General features: G+C 42.3%; 16 protein-coding genes. 12 read left to right on the top strand and 4 right to left on the bottom strand.

Annotation, left to right across the window (positions count from 1 at the left end; genetic code table 11):
• Positions 1-406: 406 nt before the first annotated feature.
• A complete protein-coding gene (locus PSF16_RS11670) occupies positions 407-829 on the top strand; it encodes a DoxX family protein (protein WP_272689286.1) in 423 nt (140 codons plus the stop codon).
• 94 nt (positions 830-923) lie between these two features.
• Here the strand turns inward: PSF16_RS11670 and PSF16_RS11665 are convergent, their stop codons facing one another.
• Positions 924-9,128, bottom strand: a complete 8,205-nt coding sequence (locus PSF16_RS11665; RefSeq protein WP_272689285.1) for an invasin domain 3-containing protein — start codon at positions 9,126-9,128, stop codon at positions 924-926.
• A 257-nt stretch (positions 9,129-9,385) separates the two neighbouring features.
• Here PSF16_RS11665 and rnz point away from each other — a divergent pair, with 257 nt between their 5' ends.
• A complete protein-coding gene (rnz, locus tag PSF16_RS11660) occupies positions 9,386-10,303 on the top strand; it encodes a ribonuclease Z (RefSeq protein WP_272689284.1) in 918 nt (305 codons plus the stop codon).
• Between the two features lie 58 nt (positions 10,304-10,361).
• Here the strand turns inward: rnz and PSF16_RS11655 are convergent, their stop codons facing one another.
• A complete protein-coding gene (locus PSF16_RS11655; protein WP_272689283.1) occupies positions 10,362-11,141 on the bottom strand; it encodes a DeoR family transcriptional regulator in 780 nt (259 codons plus the stop codon).
• A gap of 46 nt (positions 11,142-11,187) precedes the next feature.
• Positions 11,188-11,856, bottom strand: a complete 669-nt coding sequence (gene deoC / locus PSF16_RS11650; RefSeq protein WP_006658293.1) for a deoxyribose-phosphate aldolase — start codon at positions 11,854-11,856, stop codon at positions 11,188-11,190.
• Between the two features lie 182 nt (positions 11,857-12,038).
• Between deoC and rbsK the strand changes: the two genes are divergently transcribed.
• From rbsK to PSF16_RS11635, 3 genes are all read left to right on the top strand, one after another.
• Positions 12,039-12,959, top strand: coding sequence for a ribokinase (gene rbsK / locus PSF16_RS11645; RefSeq protein WP_272689282.1), 921 nt, complete (start codon positions 12,039-12,041; stop codon positions 12,957-12,959).
• 160 nt (positions 12,960-13,119) lie between these two features.
• Positions 13,120-14,427 carry an L-fucose:H+ symporter permease gene (fucP, locus tag PSF16_RS11640; RefSeq protein WP_006658295.1) on the top strand — a complete coding sequence of 436 codons (1,308 nt, stop codon included), beginning with the start codon at positions 13,120-13,122 and terminating at the stop codon, positions 14,425-14,427.
• 63 nt (positions 14,428-14,490) lie between these two features.
• Entirely contained in the window at positions 14,491-15,507 is a 1,017-nt protein-coding gene (locus tag PSF16_RS11635) for an aldose 1-epimerase family protein (RefSeq protein ID WP_224050772.1), read from the top strand.
• A gap of 34 nt (positions 15,508-15,541) precedes the next feature.
• On the opposite strand, the gene PSF16_RS11630 is transcribed toward PSF16_RS11635, so the two are convergent.
• Entirely contained in the window at positions 15,542-15,949 is a 408-nt protein-coding gene (locus tag PSF16_RS11630; RefSeq protein ID WP_272689281.1) for a DUF2750 domain-containing protein, read from the bottom strand.
• A 143-nt stretch (positions 15,950-16,092) separates the two neighbouring features.
• Here PSF16_RS11630 and PSF16_RS11625 point away from each other — a divergent pair, with 143 nt between their 5' ends.
• From PSF16_RS11625 to PSF16_RS11595, 7 genes are all read left to right on the top strand, one after another.
• The gene (locus PSF16_RS11625) at positions 16,093-17,106 is read left to right on the top strand and encodes a mechanosensitive ion channel family protein (RefSeq protein WP_006658299.1); all 1,014 of its coding nucleotides are present in this window, start codon (positions 16,093-16,095) and stop codon (positions 17,104-17,106) included.
• Positions 17,107-17,378: 272 nt separating this feature from the next.
• Complete coding sequence (locus tag PSF16_RS11620; protein ID WP_179897603.1) at positions 17,379-19,538, top strand: ornithine decarboxylase; 2,160 nt, start codon at positions 17,379-17,381, stop codon at positions 19,536-19,538.
• 98 nt (positions 19,539-19,636) lie between these two features.
• A complete protein-coding gene (gene uriH / locus PSF16_RS11615; protein ID WP_006663302.1) occupies positions 19,637-20,572 on the top strand; it encodes a uridine-preferring nucleoside hydrolase UriH in 936 nt (311 codons plus the stop codon).
• Between the two features lie 16 nt (positions 20,573-20,588).
• Entirely contained in the window at positions 20,589-21,062 is a 474-nt protein-coding gene (locus PSF16_RS11610; RefSeq protein ID WP_224120505.1) for a DUF6882 domain-containing protein, read from the top strand.
• Positions 21,063-21,325: 263 nt separating this feature from the next.
• The gene (locus tag PSF16_RS11605; protein WP_272689280.1) at positions 21,326-21,868 is read left to right on the top strand and encodes a hypothetical protein; all 543 of its coding nucleotides are present in this window, start codon (positions 21,326-21,328) and stop codon (positions 21,866-21,868) included.
• 214 nt (positions 21,869-22,082) lie between these two features.
• Positions 22,083-23,108 (top strand): tRNA dihydrouridine(20/20a) synthase DusA, encoded by a 1,026-nt coding sequence (gene dusA, locus PSF16_RS11600; RefSeq protein WP_006658304.1) that lies wholly within the window; start codon positions 22,083-22,085, stop codon positions 23,106-23,108.
• Between the two features lie 109 nt (positions 23,109-23,217).
• Positions 23,218-23,379, top strand: a complete 162-nt coding sequence (locus tag PSF16_RS11595; RefSeq protein ID WP_272689279.1) for a hypothetical protein — start codon at positions 23,218-23,220, stop codon at positions 23,377-23,379.
• The last annotated feature ends 60 nt before the right edge of the window (positions 23,380-23,439 follow it).

The following is a 23,439-nucleotide window of genomic DNA, read 5'->3' as shown; positions in this document are numbered from 1 at the left end:
TAGTGCAAAACAACAATTAACTATTTTAAAACAGATAGTTAAAGGTAAAATTTAAACCTTATCTAGGACAGCCCCCTTTAATATTCAAACAAGTAAAAAGAGTATTATGCTTTTTTAATATTTTTGTTTAATTAATTAAAAATTTATTGAGTGATTAATCTTGCTATTTATGTGGTTAATTTGTTGATGGGATATTTTTCAATTGAACTGCACATTGAATCGTTGGGTTCAAAAAATTAGTTCAAAAAAAGAGAGCATAAACGCTATTTTTGAATAAGAAATAGTGGATTAAAAATAACTAGAATTACCTTGATATAGATGAATAAAATGAAAATTAAAACAATTCTCATTTCTGATTTTTGAACCATAATGATAAGTAACATAACGTAGAGAGATGGGGTGCAAAATGGTCGGACTTTTCAATCGTTGTTTGTCACATGAAGACGCAGGAAAATTGCTGTTGCGCTTAGCGGTGGGTGGATTAATGCTATTTCATGGAATGAGCAAGTTGCTAACAGGTGCGAGTGGCATCAAAGGATTGCTGGCGTCTTATGGCTTACCTGAATTCATTGCCTATGGCACGATTTTAGGAGAAGTGGTTGCTCCTATCTTCATTGTGTTGGGTATTTTGACTCGCCCTTCAGCGCTTTTAGTTGCTTTTACCATGGTTGTCGCGTGGTTAATGGTAGGGCTAGACAAAATCTTTTTATTGGATAAAACAGGGGCATGGGCGATTGAGAGTATCGTTTATTTCTTTGTGAGTGCGCTGGCGATTGCTTTGTTGGGTGCCGGGAAGTATTCCGTGGTGAAGAGCGAAAATTGGCGATAAATAGTGTGGAATAGTGAAAAGGGCATCGATATTCGATGCCCTTTTGTTTTTAATTAACTAAAATCTAGTCTCCATAAGGGGCTCTAAGATTTATTTAAGGTTGAAGGTCGTCAACACAAATGACTCCTCTTTCATCATTTGCTTTCATAAGCTCATAGTTATATGGATTCAATGCATGAGTTAGCTTTGTTGAGGTTTGCATATCAGCAAGCAAGAGAATCGGTTGTGTGTTAGGGACAAGTTGCTTTAGAAAATGCTGGTTGTCCCATTCATGGAAAACTCGTTCCCCAGCTTTACGTTGCATTACCCATGTTGCTCCGCTTGTTACAAGATCATCGCGCAGAATTACACGGCTAGGAGCTTGGCAAACATTTATTGCTTTTTGCACCGAAAAGTCCCCCTTATACTCATACCATTTTTTCAACGTAAAACGATACGCTACAGGGCGTGTATAATTGGTGTGTGCTTTAGGCTTCCCTGTAAAGATAGGGATCATTGCATTTATACCCTTTATAGGCGTTGGTTTGCGTAATAGGGTGACAATCCCTTCTTTATCAATAGATAACCAATTAATGTCAACACTCCAGTCATAATCAGTTTGTTTACCAATCGGAGCAATAATTTGAAATTGAGCCCCAGCAAATCCCGTGTGAGGGAATTCATCATTCTCAGAGAAGATATGTTCCCTTCCAAGCGCTTTAATTTTTAATTTACCGTAGGTCACCACGATGATCTCCGGTGTTGACCCTGAGTAATCAATGGAAGCGTTATCAAGATAAATTGTCGATTCACCCACCACAGGATTATTAAAGTTAGCGGTATATACGCCATCAGTGGTTTCAATCATGATACGGTCAATCTTTCCAGCAGTAGCTTGTATATGGGGTTTTTTCCCTTTAATTGCAACGCCATTTGCATCTTTTAACTCTAATGTCACGATGGCATTGGTACTACTGTTTTCATCAAGGTCATCTCTATTTACAGATAATTGACTCTTACCAGTGGCAAATACAGGTGTGCCCGCTTGTACTGTTAGGTTAATTGGGGCACTGATTTGGGTACCCACATTTGCAGTAATGACATAATTTCCACTAATAGAGAGGATCATTTCTCCTTTATATTCACCATGTTGCTCTTTCCATGTTGGCTGGTTTACGGTTCCATTTGCATTGTTTAAATGGATATCAGCCGGTTTTATCATGACGTTGTTTCCATAGATATCTTTCGTGCTTAATGTGAACATGACATTTTCACCAAGCGTAATGTTGTTGTTATCTATGGCTAACTCAAGGCTATTGACATGTTGTATTTCCGTAAAGGGTTGAACGGTAATTTTTAGGATGTTATCGAGATTATTCACCTTAGCCGTTAACGTGTGCTCTGCGACTTTCTGCAAGTTTACAGAAGCCGTATATATACCCGATTGCTTGCCATCTTCAGCCCAATTCGGTGATGTTACGTTTTCAGGTGTATAGCTATTCGATAATAAAATATCTTTACTCCGTACGTTATTCACTCCGTTTCCATATTGATCTTTCAACGTTAAAGTGAGCACCGTTGATGTATTTGGTAAGACCTGAGTAACGGTTGCGGCAAGTTGTATTGAAGCTACTTTATCTTTACCACTTGGTGAATTAACGTGAATAGAGTTCGTCTCCGTGAATTTATTCACTGTTACCATCAGTGGGGTATCACCGGCTTGGTTTAAAGCAAACTCTGTATGATAAGACCCATCTTGGTTGTCTACCCAGTTTGTGGTCTGAAGGGTTGACCCAATAAGGAGTTCAATATGCTGAGCTTCAACGCCAACCACACCATTATTGAACTTATCCATTAAGGTTAGTGTGAGTTTGGTTTTTTCTGCTACCTCAATTTTTGCTGGGGCTTGTAGGGCAATGGCTGCAACATTGCTATACCCTTTCAGTGGTTGTACATGGATTTGAAGCATTTTTGTTTGCCCATTGACGCTGGCAATCAAAGTGTGTGACTTCACTTTATCAAACTGCACATCTGTGATGTACGTGCCTAATGTTAAAGGTGATTTTACCCATTTTACTGAGGTTTTGATTTGTGAGTCGGTATTGGTTAAGTCAATATCTGAAGCTAAAACATCATTGACTTCGTTACCAAAGCGATCCTGAACTTTTAATGTAAGCTCTGTTTTCTCGCCAACGGAAATTGTATTTTTTCCAGTTGTTATTATAACTTGGCTGACATTGGTCGCGCCTTTGAGTGCATTGACAGTAATATCTGCGGTTGAAGTGCGTTGTTTATTAATCACTGCGCTTAACTTATGTTTTCCAACGAGCGTTAACGGAAGTGATGCTTTATAAATACCTGCGGAATCCATACGCCAAGCTAATCGACTGTTATCGATAGTTTCAGCTGTATAGCTATTTTCCAGCATAATATCCGAACCATTGACACCAATAATGAGATTATCGTATTGGTCTTTCAGCTCTAGCGTTAACTCCACATTGTTACCTGCATCCAAATTTACAATACTGGAGGCTAACTTGGCTTTTGCCACTTTAGTACTTCCAACAGGTGCAGTGACTTCAATAGTTTCAATTCGGCTATTTTGCTGATTAACCGTTGCTCGAAGTGGGTAAACACCGACCTGCTTGATTTGTACTTGGGTAGTGTAAATACCATCCATGGCAGATAACCATTTCTTATCAATTTTGGCGTTGTTCTGTGTAAGGTGAATATCTCGGTTTTGAATATTGGTGACACCATTGTCTACCGAATCTTTAAGTCGTAAGGTTAATTCAGTGGTATCTCCGGCTTCTATTGCCGCATCTTTAATCGTCAGCGCCGTTGTATTGACATTGCTAGCACCACTTAGAGCCTTAATTTCAAGCGTTACTTTATTACTGAGAATATTTTTGACGATCGCCTGCACATCTTGCGAGCCTAATCTATTCATCAGTAAGTCAATCGAATAGCTGCCATCGCTGTGATCCTGCCATTGAGATATCTCACTTAAATTTGTTAATAGCTTTAAATGAGAATTCGCTCCGGTTAAAGGATTATTAAATTTATCCATTAAATTAAGTGTAACGGTGATTTTATCGCCAGAACCAACCGTTTTTTTACTGCTGCTAAGCATTACTGTATCAAGTGCACCACGTTGCCCCGTCCTATCAACGGTGCTTAATGGGATTGGCATTGGGTTATTGATAGTCCAATTTACGCTTGCTAGCTGACCATTAACGGTCACTTTAACGGCATGTTGACCTTTTTGCTGTGCAGGAAGTTCTCCAGAGTATTGACCTGTATCGCCTAATTCAGTCAGTTGAATCGACTGAATAACGCCATCAATTTCAAGGGTCATATCACGGTTGAGAACGTTGTTAACAGGGTTTCCATATTTATCTTTCATTATCAAGGTAATGGAGGAGGTATGACCGGCATCAACGGTGGTTATTGGGGATATCTCCAATGTCGCAACTGAAGATGCACCTTGAGGAGGTGTGACCTGAAGAGTGGCATTGTGTGAGATATTATTGACTTTCACTGTGACAGTTTGCTTTCCAACGCTATTTAATGAGATCTGTGCGGTATAAATTCCTAAGTTGTTCATCTCAAGCCAAGTCGTTGGAAGGGGTGTGCCAGCGCTATTTTCTAAGGAAATATCAGCACTGTTGACTTGAGAAACTGGATTGCTGTGTTGGTCGTTGAGTTTCAATATCAGCGTAGCGGGAGTACCTGCAATGATATTTGCGGTGCTAGTTGATAGCTGAACATCACTGACTTGCTTCTGACCAACGGAAGAAATGGCATGAATTAGCACATTATCTTGCTTGCTATTAACAGTGGCTTTCAATGAATGAATGCCACCTTTAGTCACAGTTGTTTCCGCTGTATAGACACCTTTTTGCTGATGGTGCCATTGCAACCCTTTTAGCGCACTGCGCGTATTATCATCATTGATATTTATACTATTATCCAGTACATCGGTTACGCCATTATTAAACTGATCAAGCAGCGTGAGTTTGAGTTGAATTTTTTCACCAACGACAAATTGTTTCGGTGTAGCATCAAGGTTAACGTGATGAACGTGAATAGCTCCTTTTAACGCGATAACATCGATATCAATAGAGGGGCTATTGGTGAAACCGACTGTACTAACAAGCTTATGATTTCCTAATTGTTTGAATGAGATTTCGGTGGTGTATACGCCATTACCTTGCTCTTTCCATTGAATATTGGATAGCGTCAGTTTGTTATCTTCTAATTTGATGTCACTAGAAGGAATTTTCTCAACATTATTATTGTATTTATCACGCAAAGTGAGAGTGAGTGTTGTGCTCTGCCCCGCAGAAATCTGTAGGTGCTGGGCGTGTAACTCAACGGCGTTCACTGATGTTTTAGTTTGTTGAGTTTCAACCGTAATCGAAATAGGTTGGCTAGCGATAGTGTTTATGGTCGCAGTCAAGCTATCACTGCCCAGCTTAGTCAAGGGGAGTGAAGTTGTATAAGTACCATCGTGATGATCTTTCCAGACGAAGGAGCCAGTTTGACCATGGGTTAACGCGATTGCCGAAGCGAGACCCGTTAACGGATTTTTAAAGGCATCTTTCGCCGTCACGGTTAAATCAAGGGTATCACCGGATTGTAATCCCGTGAGGGCAGCACTGCTTAAAGCTACAGTCTCTAGGACACCTTGCTCACCCATGTTCCCCTGTACCTTGGAGGGGATTGGTGTTGGAGCTTGTACAGTTAAAGTCTCTTTGTTGGAATCCTTACCGTTGATGATCACCTGAATGTCTTGTTTGCCACTGTGCTGCGCTGGCAGGGGCACGGTGTAGCTACCATCTGGATTTTGCGTCGCTGAGAGCGTGTGGGTGGTGCCAGCAATGGTCACCTCTAGTTGCTGAATGTCGTTGACCGGGTTGCCGTTACTATCGGTTAAGGTCACGGTCAGCGTTGGTGTCTCACCAGCTTGTGGGGCTTTATTGGTCGGGGTGATCACCACATTTTGCACACCGGTGTGACCGGTGCGGTTAGTGACGTTGACCTTGAGGGTATTGCTGTCCACCTTATGGGTGGTCGCCGTCAGGCTATCTTTGCCCAGCTTGCTTAAGGTCAGTGAAGCCGTATAGGTACCATCTTGGTTATCTGTCCAAGTGACGGAGCCAGTTTGACCATGGGTTAACGCGATTGCCGAAGCGAGACCCGTTAACGGATTTTTAAAAGCATCTTTCGCCGTCACGGTTAAATCAAGGGCATCACCGGATTGTAGTCCCGTGAGGGCGGCACTGCTTAAGGTAACGGTCTCTAGGACACCTTGCTCACCCCTGTTCCCCTGTACCTTGGAGGGGATTGGTGTTGGGGCTTGTACAGTTAAAGTCGCTTTGTTGGAATCCTTACCGTTGACGGTCACCTGAATGTCTTGTTTACCGCTGTGCTGCGCCGGCAGGGTGATTGTGTAGCTGCCATCCGGATTCTGAGTTGCTGGAAGCGTATGCGGTGTTCCTGCAATGATCACTTCAAGTTGCTTCACGTCGTTGACTGGGTTGCCGTGGCTATCAGTTAATACCACGCTGATCGACGGTGTCTCACCGGCTTGCGGGGTGTTGTTGATCGGGGGGAGCACCACATCTTGAATTTTTGAAATATCAACATTATGGCTGACCGTCAAAACAGTTTTGGGGCTGAATATACCATTCACATGGGCTGTGATATCAATATCCCCGGTTTTGGTTAATGGTAAATTGACAATATAGTCATATTTTCCATCTTGGCGCCAAGCAATATCGTTTCCTTTAAAATCACCAAGATGAATATTGCTAGGGTCGATATTTTCAATCTCATTACCAAAACTATCTTTTAGCGTGACCATCACAAGTGGATTGTCACCAGATTTAAAATCTGTACGGTTAGGATTGATATCGATTTCAATATCAGCGATGACGCCTAATGTTCCTAGTGGACCGCTGCCGTCAGCGGCGACAGATGCGACGGCATTTGTTCCACGCGTATTAAACTTTTGTTCTTGTGAAACTGTTTTGCCCATAACAACTTGGATGGTATGCGTACCAGGTTGTTGCCCGGAAATTTTAGCGGCGTAGATGCCTTTGTCGATATCAGTATCCCAAATTGCTGTTGACTCCGTTTTCTTATCAATGATGGTCGTAATGTCATTTTGGGCATCAATAATTGGGTTGCCGTGACTATCCAGTAATTGAAATGATACTTGGCTTTCTCTGCCTGCATACACTTCAGGGACATCTAGGATAGTCACTTGATGTAATTTACCGCTAAGGAATTGAACAGATTTGGTTTCACTCTGGCCATTGATGGAGATGGTCACTTCGCTTGAACCCGCTTTTAAACTAGTGAGTGTAACTTCAACAATGCCATTTTCATTGGTTGTTGCTTTATCGACGATCTTTGCATGCGTTGCCGAAAAAGTGACTTCCTGATTGGCGAGCGGATTTTTATTTTTATCAGTAATGTGAGCTTTTACTGAATTTGTTGAAATACCATCGGCAAGAACACCGGATCGGGTGATTGTAAAGCTGTGGATACTGGCTTGAGCCGAGTCTGGCTTGAAAACGACTTGGGCTTTCGCCGGTTGATGATGACCTGTGTAAGCGCTAATTTCGTATGACCCTGCAATTTCTGAGGTAAATTGTACCAGTGCTTCGCCTTTATCATTGGTTGTTGTTATGTACTCCCAGGGTTTAGCGACTTTCATTGTTTGCATTTTTTTACGTAGGCTATTTTGAACGCTGGAGCTAGTGGTCGTTTTTGTTTTCTGGGAGGCGAGTGTGAGCGCATTTGGTAAAACAAAGACCACTTTTGTGTTAGGGATTGCATGACCAAGAGAGTCTCTGGCAATAGCAGTAAGACCATTAATATCATTTCCATTCGCTAAGCCTTTCCCATGAAATTTCATATCACGAGGACTGATACTGATTGAGCCAGAGTGGGTAATTTCAATTAATGTTTCAGCGACAGGCGAGGCATTACCTTTAATATCATAGGCAATTGCACGTAAACGGTAGCGATTTATCCTTTGTACATCTTTTGCTGCATTGGATGTTTGATAAGATGGCAAAGTTAAGGTTGCCGTTTGATCATCCGAACTAATAGAACCGCCTACAGCCAAAAATTCAGGTGCTTGCCACTCAATATGTTTGAGGGGGTATTTACTTGTGAAAGATTTGACTAGCGGCACGGACTGCCCTGTTATCCCTTGAATTTTACTCGGTAATGACAGGTGTAGTACGGTTTTCTTTTGGTAGTTGAGAATAATATTATTATTGCGCTCTACAAAATCATAACGATTGCCGGAAAGACGACGGGTCTCGGCAACTTTGGTTGGATCTAAATGGTGAGCTAAGTTTTTACCAAAGGTCCACGTAAATTGAAGTTTGGCTTGGGTCTCTACTTGTTTTTCACTACCAAGCTTATGACTGGCATTTAATGTGAATAATGGGAATGGCGTCCAGTTAGCACCGATGGTTGCGGCATTTGGGTTTTTTTGACGTTTTGTTTTTCCAAATAATGCAACGCTATCGCCATAATATTGCTCATATCTTAGGTTTCCACCTAGGTGTGGGTAATTTGGCAGCCAACCTTCTACTTGTATATCCCAGCCATGAGCGGGTTTAGCATTAAAATCGTGATTTAATTCTGAGGCACTTTTCCATGATGTTAAACCGAAATAACTATTGGCATTTAATTTTAAATAGTCTTGCCAGTATTCCACTCCTAATCCTACGCGAGTATGGGCGTGAGACAAATCGTGATCGATAAACGCGTTCATACCGATAGTGCTTTTTTCATGAAAATAACGTAAGCCAATTCCATTATTGGTATGAAAACGCTCATCATAGCGATGAAGAGTGTGCTGGGTGAATAGCAGGATATCTTCTTGGTCATACCAAGGGATCAACCAGTCAAACTGTGAATTTTTGATGGAGAATTTTTTATCAAAATCGATATTGAGTTTGACATTGCCTGCTTTGGATAACCAATGTTCAATCTCTTTTGTCGCTTCACTGGAAACTTTATTTCGTGCGTAGTCTTGTGCTATCTGAGACAGATCCTTCATCGTTTTCTTTTGTGAAAGGAAGGTTCCAACTGTTTTAGTGTATTCAGCGGCTAAGTGTTCGGTATTATTTTCATCGATGATTTGGTCGCTACCTAATGATGGTAACTCTTTGTTATCCAACATTTTTGCATAAGCTGGGATAACAGGCATAATGGCAGATGACCAAATAGCCGTAAATATAACAAAACCGTTAGCCAATTTTTGCTTAACGGCCGAAACAGAGGAGCTCATTCAATTTATTCCTAGTGGCGAAAATTTACGCGGCTATTCTGAGGTGGGTATTCGATATAGGCTTGTGAATTGATTTGACTTAAAAAGAAATTGAATTTGTGCGTTGGAAAAACAATGAATTCTATAAATTTTCTAAACGTGGTCACGACGAAAATGATAACAGTAAAAAGATGCTGAGAAAGACAGCTCTAGCCACTTTGGAAAAGTTTGGAATTGTATTTTAATAAAACAAAAACAAAGAGATAGATAGAGGAACGATGGAACTGACTTTCTTGGGTACTAGCGCAGGTGTGCCAACAAAAGAGCGCAATGTCACCAGCATAATATTAAATTTAGTCGGTATTCGTAAAGGTTACTGGCTGTTTGACTGTGGCGAAGGAACACAACATCGAATCTTAAATAGCCCCTTTAAAACCCCAAAAATCGAGAAGATTTTTATTACACATTTACACGGCGATCATATTTTTGGCTTACCTGGATTACTCTGTAGCCGGTCGATGGGAGGAGCCACAGACCCATTAACGCTATATGGACCAAAAGGCCTGAAGCAGTATGTGGAAATCGTTTTATCAGTGAGCGACTCTTTCATGACTTATCCTCTTGAAATTGTAGAAATTGAAGCAGGTGAGTTATTTGATGATGGGGCGCTAGTTGTCACAGCGTATCGGTTGGATCACCGCGTAGAATGTTATGGCTATCGTATTGAAGAACATCCAAAACCGGGGGCGCTAAATGTGCAAAAACTGGAGCAAGATGGGATCCCTCGCGGACCTTGGATGCAGGCGCTGAAGAAGGGCGAAGTTATTGAGCTAGAAGATGGCCGCAGCGTGAATGGGGCTGACTACCTTGGTGAGCCGGTTGCAGGGAAGGTGGTCGCGATTTTTGGGGATACCACCCCAACACCAGAAGCGTTGCTATTGGCTAAAAATGCTAATGTGATGGTGCATGAAACCACGCTAGAAGTGGCGCTGGAGGTGAAAGCCAATGAGCATGGGCACTCTTCAACTCGCCAAGCCGCGCAATTGGCTAAGCAAGCAAATGTGAAACGGTTTATCGCCACACACTTAAGCGGACGTTATGGACCCGCTGATCTTCCTCGCTTACTGGCGGAATGCCAAGCAGAATTTCCAGAAACTCAGATAGCTGAAGATTACTTGACGGTGAAAATTGAGTGAGAAAACAAATCGACACGGGTTCAAACGTGTCGATTTTGTTTTGATGAAATACCTCAGCCTAATAAATAACTTTAACAAACCCATTACGGCAGTATGTTTCGTATTCATCACTGAGTTGCCGGTTCGTGACAATCACATCAAATTGAGATAACTCTCCCATATTCGCCGTCGCCACTTCATCAAACAGATTGTAAGGCGCTAATAAAATCTTACGAATCGATTTTTCCATGCCTTTCTTTTTCATCGGTAAATCATCGAGATTATAGCAAGTCACCCCATAGGCACTGTGAACGCCAGTTGCGGACATAAACGCTTTTTTGGGGTTGATGGAATCCAATAAAGAAGGCAATGTTGGGCTGTAAAAAGAGTCACTTTTGGGGCGATATTCCCCACCACAGAGCAGAGCGGTAGCATTCTTTTTCTGGCTTAAAGCAAGGAAAACGCTATGGGAGTAACAAATTCCAGTAAAGCTTATCTCTTCAGGGATCAAGGCGATCAAGGTGGCCATTTCAATGCCATTATCGAAAAAGATCACATCGTCTTCGCTGACCATACTGGCGGCTAGATTTGGAATATACAGATCTTCAGTTTGGTCTGGTGTGAAAATATCGGCATGAGGCTCATGAGGAGTTAAAGCGGCAGGTTGAGTGACAGAAACAATATAGCCACCAAGCAGTGACATTGGAATGGGACCTTCAGTATCGGCATTGAGATCTCGACGAATAGTCATTTCAGAAACTTCGAGTATTCTCGCTGCCTCTTTAAGGTGAATGCGTCCTGAACGTTTAATACATTCACTTAATCGGCGAAGGCGTTCTTTTTGTTTAGTTTCTATCACCCTGCAATCCTTTTTATGATGGCGCGGACGAACCGCGCCCCGTTGTTTAGTAGTCACTTGGAGTGGTATTTTCTCCAGTCACAATAGCGACACTCGCGCTTGCACCAACGCGGTTAGCACCAGCTTCAATCATCTTAATTGCGGTTTCACGCGTACGTACACCACCGGATGCTTTGACGCCAATTTCATTGCCAACCACTTTACGCATTAAAGCGACGTGATGCTCAGTGGCACCCATTGTACTGAATCCTGTTGAAGTTTTCACAAATCCAACGTTAATTGTGCGGCAAATTTCACAAACCTGTGTGATTTCTTCATCAGTTAACAGGCAAGTTTCGAGGATCACTTTCAGTGTTGCCTTACCACAAGCCGCAAAAACGGCTTCAATATCTTGACGAACAAAGTCTAAATCACCACTTTTTAGCATACCAACGTTGATGACCATATCCACTTCATCGGCACCACGGCGAACAGCTTCAGCGGCTTCAAATGCTTTAGCTTCTGTTAAACATGCACCTAATGGGAAGCCTACGACACAGCACACCATCACATCGCTATCTTTTAAACATTCACTTGCTAAAGGTACATAGCCGGTGTTAACACACACAGAGGCAAAATGATATTGTGCGGCTTCTGCACATAACGTTTTGATATCATTAACCGTTGCGTTAGCAGCCAATAAAGTATGATCGATATATTTCGCTAAATCTTGCATTTTAAACCTTCCTATATGACGTTTTCAGAATAGATGTGGAATAGGTAACAAAGAATGAGGAAATGTGGCAGATATAACACTTGATCATTCGTTATTCGAGATCCTAATCACAAATGATATTTTTGCAACATGATAATGTTAGGATTATATCATTATGTGATTTATTTAACACGAGGGACATCATGGATATAGCAGTTATCGGTTCAAACATGGTCGATTTGATCACCTACATTGATCAAATGCCAAAAGAAGGGGAAACCCTCGAAGCCCCAGCCTTCAAAATCGGTTGTGGCGGTAAAGGGGCAAACCAAGCTGTTGCCGCAGCAAAGTTAAACTCTAAAGTGATTATGCTAACCAAAGTCGGAGACGATATTTTTGCGGATAACACCATCCGTAATCTTGAGTCTTATGGCATCAATACTCGCTATGTAGAAAAAGTACCATGCACCTCAAGCGGTGTGGCACCGATTTTTGTTAACCAAAATTCGTCTAACAGTATTTTGATTGTTAAAGGGGCGAATAAGTTTTTATCCCCAGAAGATATCGACCGCGCTGTGGAAGATCTGAAAAAGTGCAAACTGATCGTATTGCAGCTGGAAGTGCAGCTGGAAACGGTTTACCACGCGATTGCCTTCGGTAATAAGCACAACATTCCTGTGTTACTTAACCCAGCACCAGCACAACGCGCACTGGATTTAGATTACGCATGTCGTTGTGATTTCTTTGTACCGAATGAAACCGAGTTAGAAATTCTGACCAACATGCCTGTGGATACCATGGATAACGTGCGTCGTGCCGCACAATCCCTGTTAGACAAAGGTCTGAAAAACCTGATTGTCACTTTAGGCGACAAAGGTGCGCTATGGATGACTCGCGACAGTGAGTTATTTATTCCGGCTATCAAAGTCAATGCAATTGACACTAGTGGTGCTGGCGATGCGTTTATCGGTTGTTTCTCTCATTACTATGTTCACACCGGAAACATCGAAGAAGCGATGAAAAAAGCGGTTCTATTTTCAGCCTTCAGCGTAACAGGAAAAGGCACGCAATCTTCTTATCCAAGTATCGAGCAGTTCAGTGAGTTTGTGCAGTTGAATAATTAGTTCTAACCATCTTTCAAGCGCCAGAAGCATTACCTGTACCCACAATATTTGCTCTGAATTTGAATGATGTTGAGCATGACCGGTTGAAATGAAGGTTGCCATTAGAGCAAAAAGCCCGTTTAACCGGTTAAAAATATTATAAAAACGATTAAGGGTTACTATGAACATCAAGAACATCACTCAGTTACCTGATGGGTACCTGAATAAGACACCTATATTCCAATTTATCCTGCTTTCCTGCTTATTTCCGCTTTGGGGATGCGCAGCAGCATTGAACGATATTTTAATCACACAGTTTAAAAGCGTCTTTGAACTCAGTAACTTTGCTTCTGCATTAGTGCAAAGCGCGTTCTATGGTGGTTACTTTTTGATTGCGATCCCTGCGTCATTAGTGATCAAAAAAACCAGTTATAAATACGCGATTATGATCGGATTGATCTTGTATATTGCGGGTTGTTCCATGTTTTTCCCAGCATCACACATGGCAACTTACACTATGTTCTTAGCGGCGATTTTTGCTATCGCGATTGGTTTAAGCTTCCTTGAAACCGCAGCCAATACTTACAGTTCCATGATCGGTCCAAAACAGTACGCGACACTGCGTCTGAATATCAGCCAAACCTTCTACCCAATTGGTGCCGCAGGTGGGATTTTACTGGGCAAATATTTAGTTTTCTCAGAAGGGGAAAGCCTACAAAGCCAAATGGCAGGAATGGATGCGACTCAAATCCATGAATTCCGTTTAGCCATGCTGGAAAACACCCTTGAACCATACCGTTATATGATCATGGTATTGGTTGTGGTGATGATCCTGTTTTTACTGACGAAATTCCCGAAATGTAAAGTGGCAGAAACTGCGGAACATAAACGTCCTTCTGCACTGGATACCTTAAAATATTTAGCTAAAAACAGTCGCTTTAGAAAAGGGATCATCGCCCAGTTCCTATATGTGGGAATGCAAGTTGCTGTTTGGTCGTTCACCATCCGTTTAGCGCTGGAAATGGGGGATATCAACGAGCGTGATGCCTCTAACTTTATGGTGTACAGCTTCGCCTGTTTCTTTATTGGTAAATTTATTGCCAACATCTTAATGACTCGCTTTAACGCTGATAAAGTACTGATTATTTATTCGATTATTGGTGTGCTGTTCCTGGTGTATGTGGCCTTTATGCCGAGCTTCACTGCAGTGTATGCGGCGGTATTAGTGAGCATTCTGTTTGGACCATGCTGGGCAACTATCTATGCTGGTACGCTGGAAACGGTCGATAATGAACATACCGAAATGGCGGGTGCAGTGATTGTGATGGCGATTGTCGGCGCGGCAGTTGTACCTGCAATCCAAGGCTATGTCGCGGATATCACTCACTCTCTGCAACTCTCTTTCTTAGTCTCAATGCTGTGCTTCGTCTACGTGGGCATCTATTTCGTCGGCGAACGTCGCTTTAAAGCGAAACAACAAGCCAAATAATTCGCTATTGCTCAGGGTAGGCGCTGTGCCTACCCATCTTTACTTCAAACCGTGAGTATGACAATGAACACAATTATCCCGTTACATAAACGCTTATTTACGGAAAAACCGACCTTAGTTTTGAAAAATAGCCAGTTTTCCGTTTCCGCCTTTGTTTACCAATCTGGCGTGCAAGGGCTGCGGGTTGAAAACTCGCAGGGGCACTTAACCATTTTGCCATTTTTAGGGCAGATGATTTGGGATGCTGAATTTTGCGGGCAAAATCTGAAAATGGAAAATATGTTTTCAGAACCCAAGCCTGTTCCAACCGTAATTGAAACCTATGGCTGCTTCGCTTTCCATTCTGGATTAATCAGTAATGGTTGCCCATCGCCAGAAGATAATCACCCATTACACGGGGAAATGCCCTGTGCACCAATGGATAGCGCATGGCTTGAATTGACTGAAACCAGCCTTAAAGTGTGCGGTGAATATGAGTATGTGATGGGCTTTGGTCACCATTATCGTGCCGCGCCATCCGTACAATTAAATGCGGATAGTGCACTGTTTGATATCCACATGTCAGTGACTAACTTAGCGTCTGTACCAATGCCGCTTCAATATATGTGCCATATGAACTACGCCTATGTGGATGATGCCACCTTGACGCAAAATATTCCTGAGCAGGCAATTAAGTTGCGAGAGTCTATTCCGGGGCATGTACACCCAACTCAAAAATGGCTCGATTTTAACCAAGCGCTCAAGTCTGGAGAGGTGACGCTAAATCAATTAAATCAGCCGCAGATGTGTGACCCTGAGATTGTCTTCTTTATGGATAATTTGAGCCAATACACTGCCAGTCCTGAATTTAAAATGCGGTCACCAGCAGGCAATACCTTTGTAACTCGTTTTAAATCGAATGAGCTAAATTATGCGACACGCTGGATTTTATATAATGGTGATCAAAAAGTAGGGGCCTTTGTGTTACCTGCAACGTGTCGCCCTGAAGGGTTTATTGCCGCTAAAAATAACCAGACGCTGATTTGGCTAGAAGCCGGAGAAAACCGTCAATTTACGGTGACAACGGGTGTAGTGCAGTAAATTTTTTTTACTAAGGCTGCCGTTGAGCAGCCTTTTATTCATATTGCTGACACTCTTCTTGTAAGTCATCAAGTAAGCTTTGTGCATCAAATATAGGAGTGCTTTTCCCATTCGGTAACATCATGATTGCCGTTTGAATATTGGCACTTGCCATATCCGGTAAGATTTCTGTCATCAAATGTTCTAGTGTCATCGGTAGCGGATAACATTCTGCCCATTCATCCGTCAAACACAGTTCTACGTACTCTTTCGCAGCCCATAGCGGTAAAAATAAGTGGTGGTCATCATTCTGCGCGGTCACTAATCCATCATGGTTAGCTAATGTCCAAACCTGTTCCCAATCAGCAACTTTGCCAACAAAATAGAGATATCGGCGATGAGGGGAGAGCAATAGAACATTGTTGATCTCTTGCTCTTTAGGCGAAAAATAGGCGCTATTCATTATTGGATTACCTAAAAAGTAATTGATAATTATTGAGATAACTAGGTGAATAATTGTTATCTTAGCAGTTATTCACTCACTATTTAGAGTGTTATATTTTACACAGCAAATTAGTTTTCAATGTCAGTTTAGGGCAATAAGACATGATAGAAGCACTACTCGAAAAATATGCCATTGGCATGACCATCATTGCCGTTTGTTTAGCCTTATATTTGTTTTTCGAGGTTTTACATAAGCGACATAAACATAAGCGAAAAAGCATTTTGGTGCATGGCATTCAGACCATGGTTCTATGTGTAATGGTGCTAGTGGCAGCACAATCTATCGATATGGCAACCAGTGATTTTGATTTAACCTTTATCTCGACATCACTAATTAACTTAATTGCCATATCGGTGATTGCATTAATTATCACGCGAAAATTCTTTCAGTTGGTTAACCGCCTTGAAAAGAAACAGATTAAAAAAGGGAGTGACCCTACCTCCGCACGTATCATTGCTCGAGTGTTTAAGACCGCCGTCATTGTCATTATTATACTGTTATTTGGCGAACATTTTGGCATGAGCCTATCAGGATTAATGGCATTTGGCGGCATTGGCGGTATCGCTATCGGTATGGCGGGTAAAGATATCCTGAGTAACTTTTTCTCTGGGATCATGCTGTACTTTGATCGTCCGTTCAATATAGGAGATTGGGTCAGTTCACCGGATAGAAATATCGAAGGTACGGTGGTGGAGATTGGCTGGCGCATCACTAAGATTGTCACTTTTGACCATCGCCCGCTGTATATTCCCAACTCACTGTTTTCCTCTATTAGTGTTGAAAACCCAGGACGAATGACCAATCGACGAATAAAAACGGAAATCGGTTTACGTTATGAGGATGCCGACAAGATCAGTGCGATTGTGGACGATATCCGTACAATGCTGAAGCAAGATGAGAACATCGATACTGGGCAAACAATATTGGTTTATTTCGATGCGTTTGCCGATTCTTCCCTGAATATTATGGTGTATTGTTTCACCAAAACGACGGTTTGGGCGGAATGGTTAGATGCTCAGCAAGCGGTTTACTTGAAAATTATTGAGATAGTAAAAAGCCACAATGCGGACTTTGCGTATCCATCTCAAACGCTGTATGTGGAAAGAAACAAGTAACCTCGTTATCCTCGACAGTTAACCGACTGATTCACTACTGAGAGTGTTTGTTTCGGTCGGTTAATCTGCAAATAATTTATTTTTTATGGTTTATGCTTAAAAAGCCAGCCTGTCTGCGCTTAAATTTTTATGCGATTAACCAGTGAGTTATAAAAAATATTTAACCTAGGCAAAACTGAATAATTTTGCATTAATTCTGACTATTTCAATCTCAGTATCTATCAAGTATATTGAGCCCCTCTTTACCTCAGCTAACCAAGAGCCAGACTGCTATGAAGAAAATCAATGTGGCATGTAGCCAGGGGGTCGCTATCTATTTTACCGGTCATTTCCAGTGGGTAGATATTCGCGATGCACAGTTAAATAATATTGCTGCGGTTGTGCTTTCTGAACAAGATGCCAACCAAGGACTGTGGAAGAGAGTTGCTGACAGTAAACTCAGTATTCCGCTGTTTGTCATTAGTGATAAACAGCTACCGGACAATGCCTCAATACCTGATTATTTAACCGCGCTCTTACCGCCAGCACCTGCTGCGCGTGAAGAAAATAGCCGCCAGTTACGTGATGCTGCAAACCAATATCTTGAGCAGTTATTACCGCCATTTTTTGCACGCATGATGGACTACGCCGCGGGTCATAATGTGACATTTGCATGCCCAGGGCACCAAGGCGGACAATTTTTCCGTCGCCACCCAACTGGCGAGCAGTTTTATCAATTCTACGGTGAAAACCTCTTTCGTACTGATTTGTGTAACGCCGATGTGGCGATGGGGGATTTGCTGATCCACGAAGGTGCTGCAAAAGAAGCCCAGAAATTTGCCGCGAAAGTCTTTAATGCGGATAAAACGTACTTTGTACTGAATGGCACTTCATCATCCAATAAAGTGGTGCTGAATGCCTTATTAACACCAGGTGATTTAGTGCTGTTTGACCGCAATAACCATAAATCTAACCATCATGGCGCCCTGATCCAAGCGGGGGCAACACCCGTTTACCTAGAAACGGCACGTAACCCATTTGGTTTTATTGGCGGGATTGATGCTCATTGTTTTACCGAAAGCTATCTGCGTAATGCGGTAAACGACGTGATGCCAGAAAAAGCGCAGCTTGAAAAACCGTTTCGCCTTGCCGTGATCCAGCTTGGCACCTATGACGGCACGGTGTACAACGCAAGGCAAGTGGTGGATAAAATTGGGCACCTTTGCGAATACATTCTATTTGACTCTGCATGGGTGGGTTATGAACAGTTTATTCCGATGATGCGCCAATGCTCGCCTTTATTGCTGGAATTGAATGAAAATGATCCCGGCATCATGGTGACGCAATCTGTTCACAAGCAGTTAGCTGGTTTTTCGCAAGCTTCACAGATCCATAAAAAAGATAATCATATCAAAGGACAGGATCGCTTTGTCTCCCATAAAAAGCTGAATAACGCATTTATGATGCATGCCTCTACTAGCCCGTTTTATCCGCTATTTGCCTCACTCGATGTGAACGCACGTATGCACCAAGGTGCGGCGGGAGAAATGATGTGGATGGAGTGTGTGAGGCAAGGAATTGAGGTACGCAAATCCATTATTCAACACTGCCGTCACTTTAGGCCGTTTGTGCCTGAGCTCGTGGATGGCAAGCCGTGGCATGAATATCCAACCGAACAAATTGCGTCGGAGCAGCGCTTTTTTAATTTTATCCCTAAAGAGCGTTGGCATGCCTTTGATGGCTACGCGCAAGATCAATATTTCGTTGATCCTTGCAAGCTGATGCTGACGACACCGGGGATTGATGTCGAAAGTGGGGAGTATGAATCTTTCGGGGTGCCTGCCACGATTTTGGCGCATTTTCTGCGTGAACATGGTGTGATCCCTGAAAAATGTGATTTAAACTCGATTCTATTCCTGCTAACACCTGCTGAATCTCGTGAAAAGCTCGAGTTGTTGGTGTCCCACCTAGTACGATTTGAACAACTTTTGGATGAAGATGCGTTATTGGAAGACGTTTTACCTTCAGTGTATCAGCGTTATCAAGATCAGTATCAAGGTTACACTTTACGTCGATTATGCCAAGAAATGCATCAATTGAGCGTAGATTTCAATATTAAGCAGCTACAAAAAGAGATGTTCCGTAAGGCGCATTTTCCACAAGTCAAAATGAACCCACAACAGGCTCATGTTGAGTTTATTCGTGGCAATGTGGAACTATTGCCGCTGGATGAGTTAGAAGGGCGTATTGCCGCAGAAGGGGCATTACCTTATCCACCAGGAGTACTGTGTGTTGTGCCGGGGGAAGTGTGGGCGGGTCCAGTCTTGCAATACTTTAAGGCGTTAGAGACCGGAATTAATGCGTTACCCGGTTTTGCGCCAGAGTTACAAGGTGTCTATATCTCGAAAAATGAAGATGGACCAAAACGCGTGTATGCGCATGTTTTGAAATAAATTTATTCGTATTCAGACATCACGCATAGATTTTGCCGAATGAGATAGTTAAATTGGGATCCGCAAATGTGGATCCCGATTGACGATAAGGCAACCCTATGACGAAAAAGATTATTCTCGACTGTGACCCTGGGCATGACGATGCTATCGCTATGCTACTGGCTTACGGTAATCCAGACATCGATTTACTCGCCGTCACCACGGTTGCAGGCAACCAAACCCTTGAAAAAGTCACCCGCAACGCACTCGCAATCGCTGAAATGGCGAATATTCGCGGCATTCCTTTTGCGGCAGGCTCCGCACGTCCCTTAGTGCGAGAAGTGGAAGTTGCACCGGATATTCACGGAGACTCTGGATTAGATGGCCCAGAGTTACCGACGCCAACGCTGTCATTAGATGGGCGTCACGGAGTGAATCTGATCATTGATACCATTATGTCCCACCCGCCAAAAACCATTACGCTGGTTCCCACCGGTGCGTTAACCAATATCGCTTTAGCAGCAAGATTGGAGCCACGGATAGTTGAACGAGTGAAAGAGGTCGTGCTGATGGGGGGCGGTTACCATGTAGGAAACTGGAGCCCAGTAGCTGAGTTCAATATCAAGATTGACCCTGAGGCTGCACACATTGTTTTCAATGAGAAATGGCCTCTGACGATGGTTGGATTAGATTTAACTCATCAAGCATTGGCAACTGAAGATGTGGTCGCAAAAATCGCTCAAATTGATACGCAATGTTCGCAGTTTGTTGTCGAATTATTGGATTTCTTTGGGAAAATGTACAAACAGGCACAAGGTTTTGATGCGCCGCCAGTGCATGATCCTTGCGCGGTTGCCTATGTTATTGACCCTTCCGTCATGACCACGCAGAAAGTCCCTGTGGATATTGAATTGACGGGAACACTCACGCTTGGAATGACTGTGGCAGATTTTCGCCATCCAGCCCCAGCGGATTGCCACACGCAGGTAGCGGTAAAATTAGACCGCGACAAGTTTTGGCAAATGGTCATCGACGCACTGAAAAATATTGGTTAATGGGATTGTATTTAACATGAATAGTGAATTAGAACAGATGCCTTACGAGTCATTAATCGAACGCAGCATGAATTCCCTGCAACTGAAAAACCAGTTCCATTGTGATAATTGGAAACTGGACGAAGCCAGTTGGTCGGTGGATCAAGATGAAGGCACCATTATTTTTCATGCGCCAGATAATGTGATGGCCACTGCACCAGTGCAAATTATTGGGACATATGACCAACATGTGGGTAGCTGGATGTGGGGCTGGGCTAATAGCTCCATTGAAGAGTCATTAATGCGAGATGCAATTGTGGTTAAAGCTTACGGTGAACGGCAAGATAATAGCTTGCTGACTTCCCGTGTGAGCGATATCGAAGAGTATGATGCATGGCAGTTGGCGGCACTGGCATGTGAGTTGAATGAGCAGCAAGGTGTTTATCGCGGCGTTGCAGGCAGCACACTGATTTTTATGACTTTCGGTCAAGTTTCCCTCCAAAAAATATAAACCAGAAGCGCCTTTTTTATTGTTGATAAAAAGGGCGTCAGGTTCCAGTCTGTTTATTCTTGTTGGCTAAATGATTAGCTTGCTAATTTTTATTCAGAAAAAGTGTTTTTCTATATGCGTTATATTCAGAAAATAAGAAAGTATTGGAACGTACATATTTTCTATTTTTTCATGAAACGCATAAGGAACCTTACATGTAAGAAGGTCAACAACCGGAAAAGGCATTACCTGAGAGCGCACAACTGCAATGGGTTATCCAAGGGATGGGGGCTTACAATACCCTCAAAGTCACACTAGAAAATCACATAACGAATATCACGAATAAAGTAGATAGCAATCATGAAATTCTGAAGGAAAAACTGGATGATAAGCATGATTCTGCTTTGGCAAGAATGGATGATAGGTGTGGTGTGTTGCAAGAAAAAATAGATGCTTTACAAATAAAAATGGATGAGCGATGCAACACTTTGCAAGAGAAGATGGATGAACGGTGTAATGCCTTACAAACAAAAATGGATGAACGATGTGATGCTTTGCAAACAAGGATGGATGAGAGATGTAGTGCTTTGCAAGAAAAAATGGATGAACGGTGTAGTGCTTTGCAAGCAAGAATGGATATTCGATGCGATGCTTTGCAAGAAAAGATAGATGATAAATATAATATATTAGTTCAGTCTATTTTGAGATCAGAACAATCAGTTCTTAACCAGATTAAGGATATGCAATCCGCTAATTTAAAATGGTTTATTGGAATTATTGTTGGCACAGGCATTGCATTTTATAAAGTATTTACCATGAGCCCATGAGGTTGAAATCCAGCCAACTTCTTCTTGCTTTTTAATGAGTTGAATATCGATAGATCATTATTAAAACAAAAATCCCAGAAAGTTGCTTAATTCCTCGAAAATGATCCGTACAGTTTATTATGACAAAAGAAAGCCAGCTGTTAAAATGCGGCTTTCTTTTGCTATTTCACAACAGCATAAGCCTTAAATTCGATATCAACGCCAAAAGACCAACATGCAACAAAATCAAACGATAGAACAAAATACACCATCAACAATTGGTGGTTACAAAAACCTTAACCGCTTTTCGGTTGCGCCAATGCTGGATTGGACCGACCGTCATTGCCGTTACTTCCATCGCTTATTAACGAAAAATACGTTGTTGTATACGGAAATGGTGACAACAGGTGCGATTATTTATGGCAAAGGTGATTACCTAGCTTACAGTGAAGAAGAGCATCCTGTCTCTTTACAATTAGGGGGCAGTGACCCCGTCGCACTCGCTCAATGTGCCAAACTTGCCGAAGAACGCGGTTACGATGAAATTAACCTAAACGTCGGTTGCCCATCAGATCGCGTACAGAATGGTCGTTTTGGCGCGTGCTTGATGGCGGATGCTCAGCTGGTGGCAGACTGTGTAAAAGCGATGCGTGATGTGGTTTCTATCCCTGTTACGGTGAAAACGCGTATTGGGATTGATGAGCAAGATAGTTACGAATTCTTATGTGAATTTATCGATACAGTCTCTACAAAAGGTGACTGTGAGATGTTTATTATCCATGCACGTAAAGCGTGGTTATCAGGTTTAAGCCCGAAAGAAAACCGTGAAATTCCACCATTAGATTACCCGCGGGTATATCAATTAAAGCGTGATTTTCCTCATTTAACGATGGCGATAAATGGCGGAATTAAGACCCTTGAAGAAGCTAAAGAGCATTTAAAATATTTGGATGGTGTAATGGTTGGGCGCGAAGCGTATCAAAATCCGTCTATTTTAACCGCAGTAGATAATCAATTGTTTGATGAAAATATGCCTATTGTTGATAGTGTTGCGGCGGTGCGCAGTATGTATCCGTATATCGAAAATGAGCTCTCTAAAGGCGCTTATTTAGGGCACATGACTCGCCATATGTTAGGGATTTTCCAAGGTATTCCAGGGGCTCGCCAGTGGCGTCGTCATTTAAGTGAAAATGCTCATAAACAAGGCGCAGATCTCTCTGTGGTTGAGCAAGCCCTCGCATTTGTGACGCGTGGCGAGTAAATATTACTTAAATAGAATTTTGATTTTTATTGATGCTGACCGAATAATATTATCTGCATGTTATGATTAAATTCATTTAATCAATAGGAAGATGCGGATGAAAAGATTAATGACAGCTTCGTTGCTACTGCTGGTTGCTGGGTGCTCAAGTTCAGGTGGACAAATGCGGGAACCACCAAAGCAGGATCCTTATGAGGGAACAGTGTACAACACCATTAAAGAGAACCAGCAAATCTATAAAGATCAGCAGGCTCATAAAGGATACTATTAGTTAAAATTGAAATTATCAGACATTTAAAAGCGCCAGTTATTGCAGACTGGCGCTTTTTTA

Source organism: Providencia sp. PROV033 (assembly GCF_028484855.1).
Classification (GTDB): Bacteria; Pseudomonadota; Gammaproteobacteria; order Enterobacterales; family Enterobacteriaceae; genus Providencia; species Providencia alcalifaciens.
This window is presented reverse-complemented; position numbering and strand designations above follow the sequence as displayed.

What these genes read in the sequence shown, in the direction of transcription:
- fucP (WP_006658295.1), top strand. Translation starts at nt 13,120, where the DNA reads ATGAACATCAAGAACATCACTCAGTTACCTGATGGGTACCTGAATAAG.
- rbsK (WP_272689282.1), top strand. Translation starts at nt 12,039, where the DNA reads ATGGATATAGCAGTTATCGGTTCAAACATGGTCGATTTGATCACCTAC.
- uriH (WP_006663302.1), top strand. Translation starts at nt 19,637, where the DNA reads ATGACGAAAAAGATTATTCTCGACTGTGACCCTGGGCATGACGATGCT.
- rnz (WP_272689284.1), top strand. Translation starts at nt 9,386, where the DNA reads ATGGAACTGACTTTCTTGGGTACTAGCGCAGGTGTGCCAACAAAAGAG.
- PSF16_RS11665 (WP_272689285.1), bottom strand. Translation starts at nt 9,128, where the DNA reads ATGAGCTCCTCTGTTTCGGCCGTTAAGCAAAAATTGGCTAACGGTTTT.
- PSF16_RS11595 (WP_272689279.1), top strand. Translation starts at nt 23,218, where the DNA reads ATGACAGCTTCGTTGCTACTGCTGGTTGCTGGGTGCTCAAGTTCAGGT.
- deoC (WP_006658293.1), bottom strand. Translation starts at nt 11,856, where the DNA reads ATGCAAGATTTAGCGAAATATATCGATCATACTTTATTGGCTGCTAAC.
- PSF16_RS11610 (WP_224120505.1), top strand. Translation starts at nt 20,589, where the DNA reads ATGAATAGTGAATTAGAACAGATGCCTTACGAGTCATTAATCGAACGC.
- dusA (WP_006658304.1), top strand. Translation starts at nt 22,083, where the DNA reads ATGCAACAAAATCAAACGATAGAACAAAATACACCATCAACAATTGGT.
- PSF16_RS11635 (WP_224050772.1), top strand. Translation starts at nt 14,491, where the DNA reads ATGAACACAATTATCCCGTTACATAAACGCTTATTTACGGAAAAACCG.
- PSF16_RS11605 (WP_272689280.1), top strand. Translation starts at nt 21,326, where the DNA reads ATGGGGGCTTACAATACCCTCAAAGTCACACTAGAAAATCACATAACG.
- PSF16_RS11620 (WP_179897603.1), top strand. Translation starts at nt 17,379, where the DNA reads ATGAAGAAAATCAATGTGGCATGTAGCCAGGGGGTCGCTATCTATTTT.
- PSF16_RS11630 (WP_272689281.1), bottom strand. Translation starts at nt 15,949, where the DNA reads ATGAATAGCGCCTATTTTTCGCCTAAAGAGCAAGAGATCAACAATGTT.
- PSF16_RS11670 (WP_272689286.1), top strand. Translation starts at nt 407, where the DNA reads ATGGTCGGACTTTTCAATCGTTGTTTGTCACATGAAGACGCAGGAAAA.
- PSF16_RS11625 (WP_006658299.1), top strand. Translation starts at nt 16,093, where the DNA reads ATGATAGAAGCACTACTCGAAAAATATGCCATTGGCATGACCATCATT.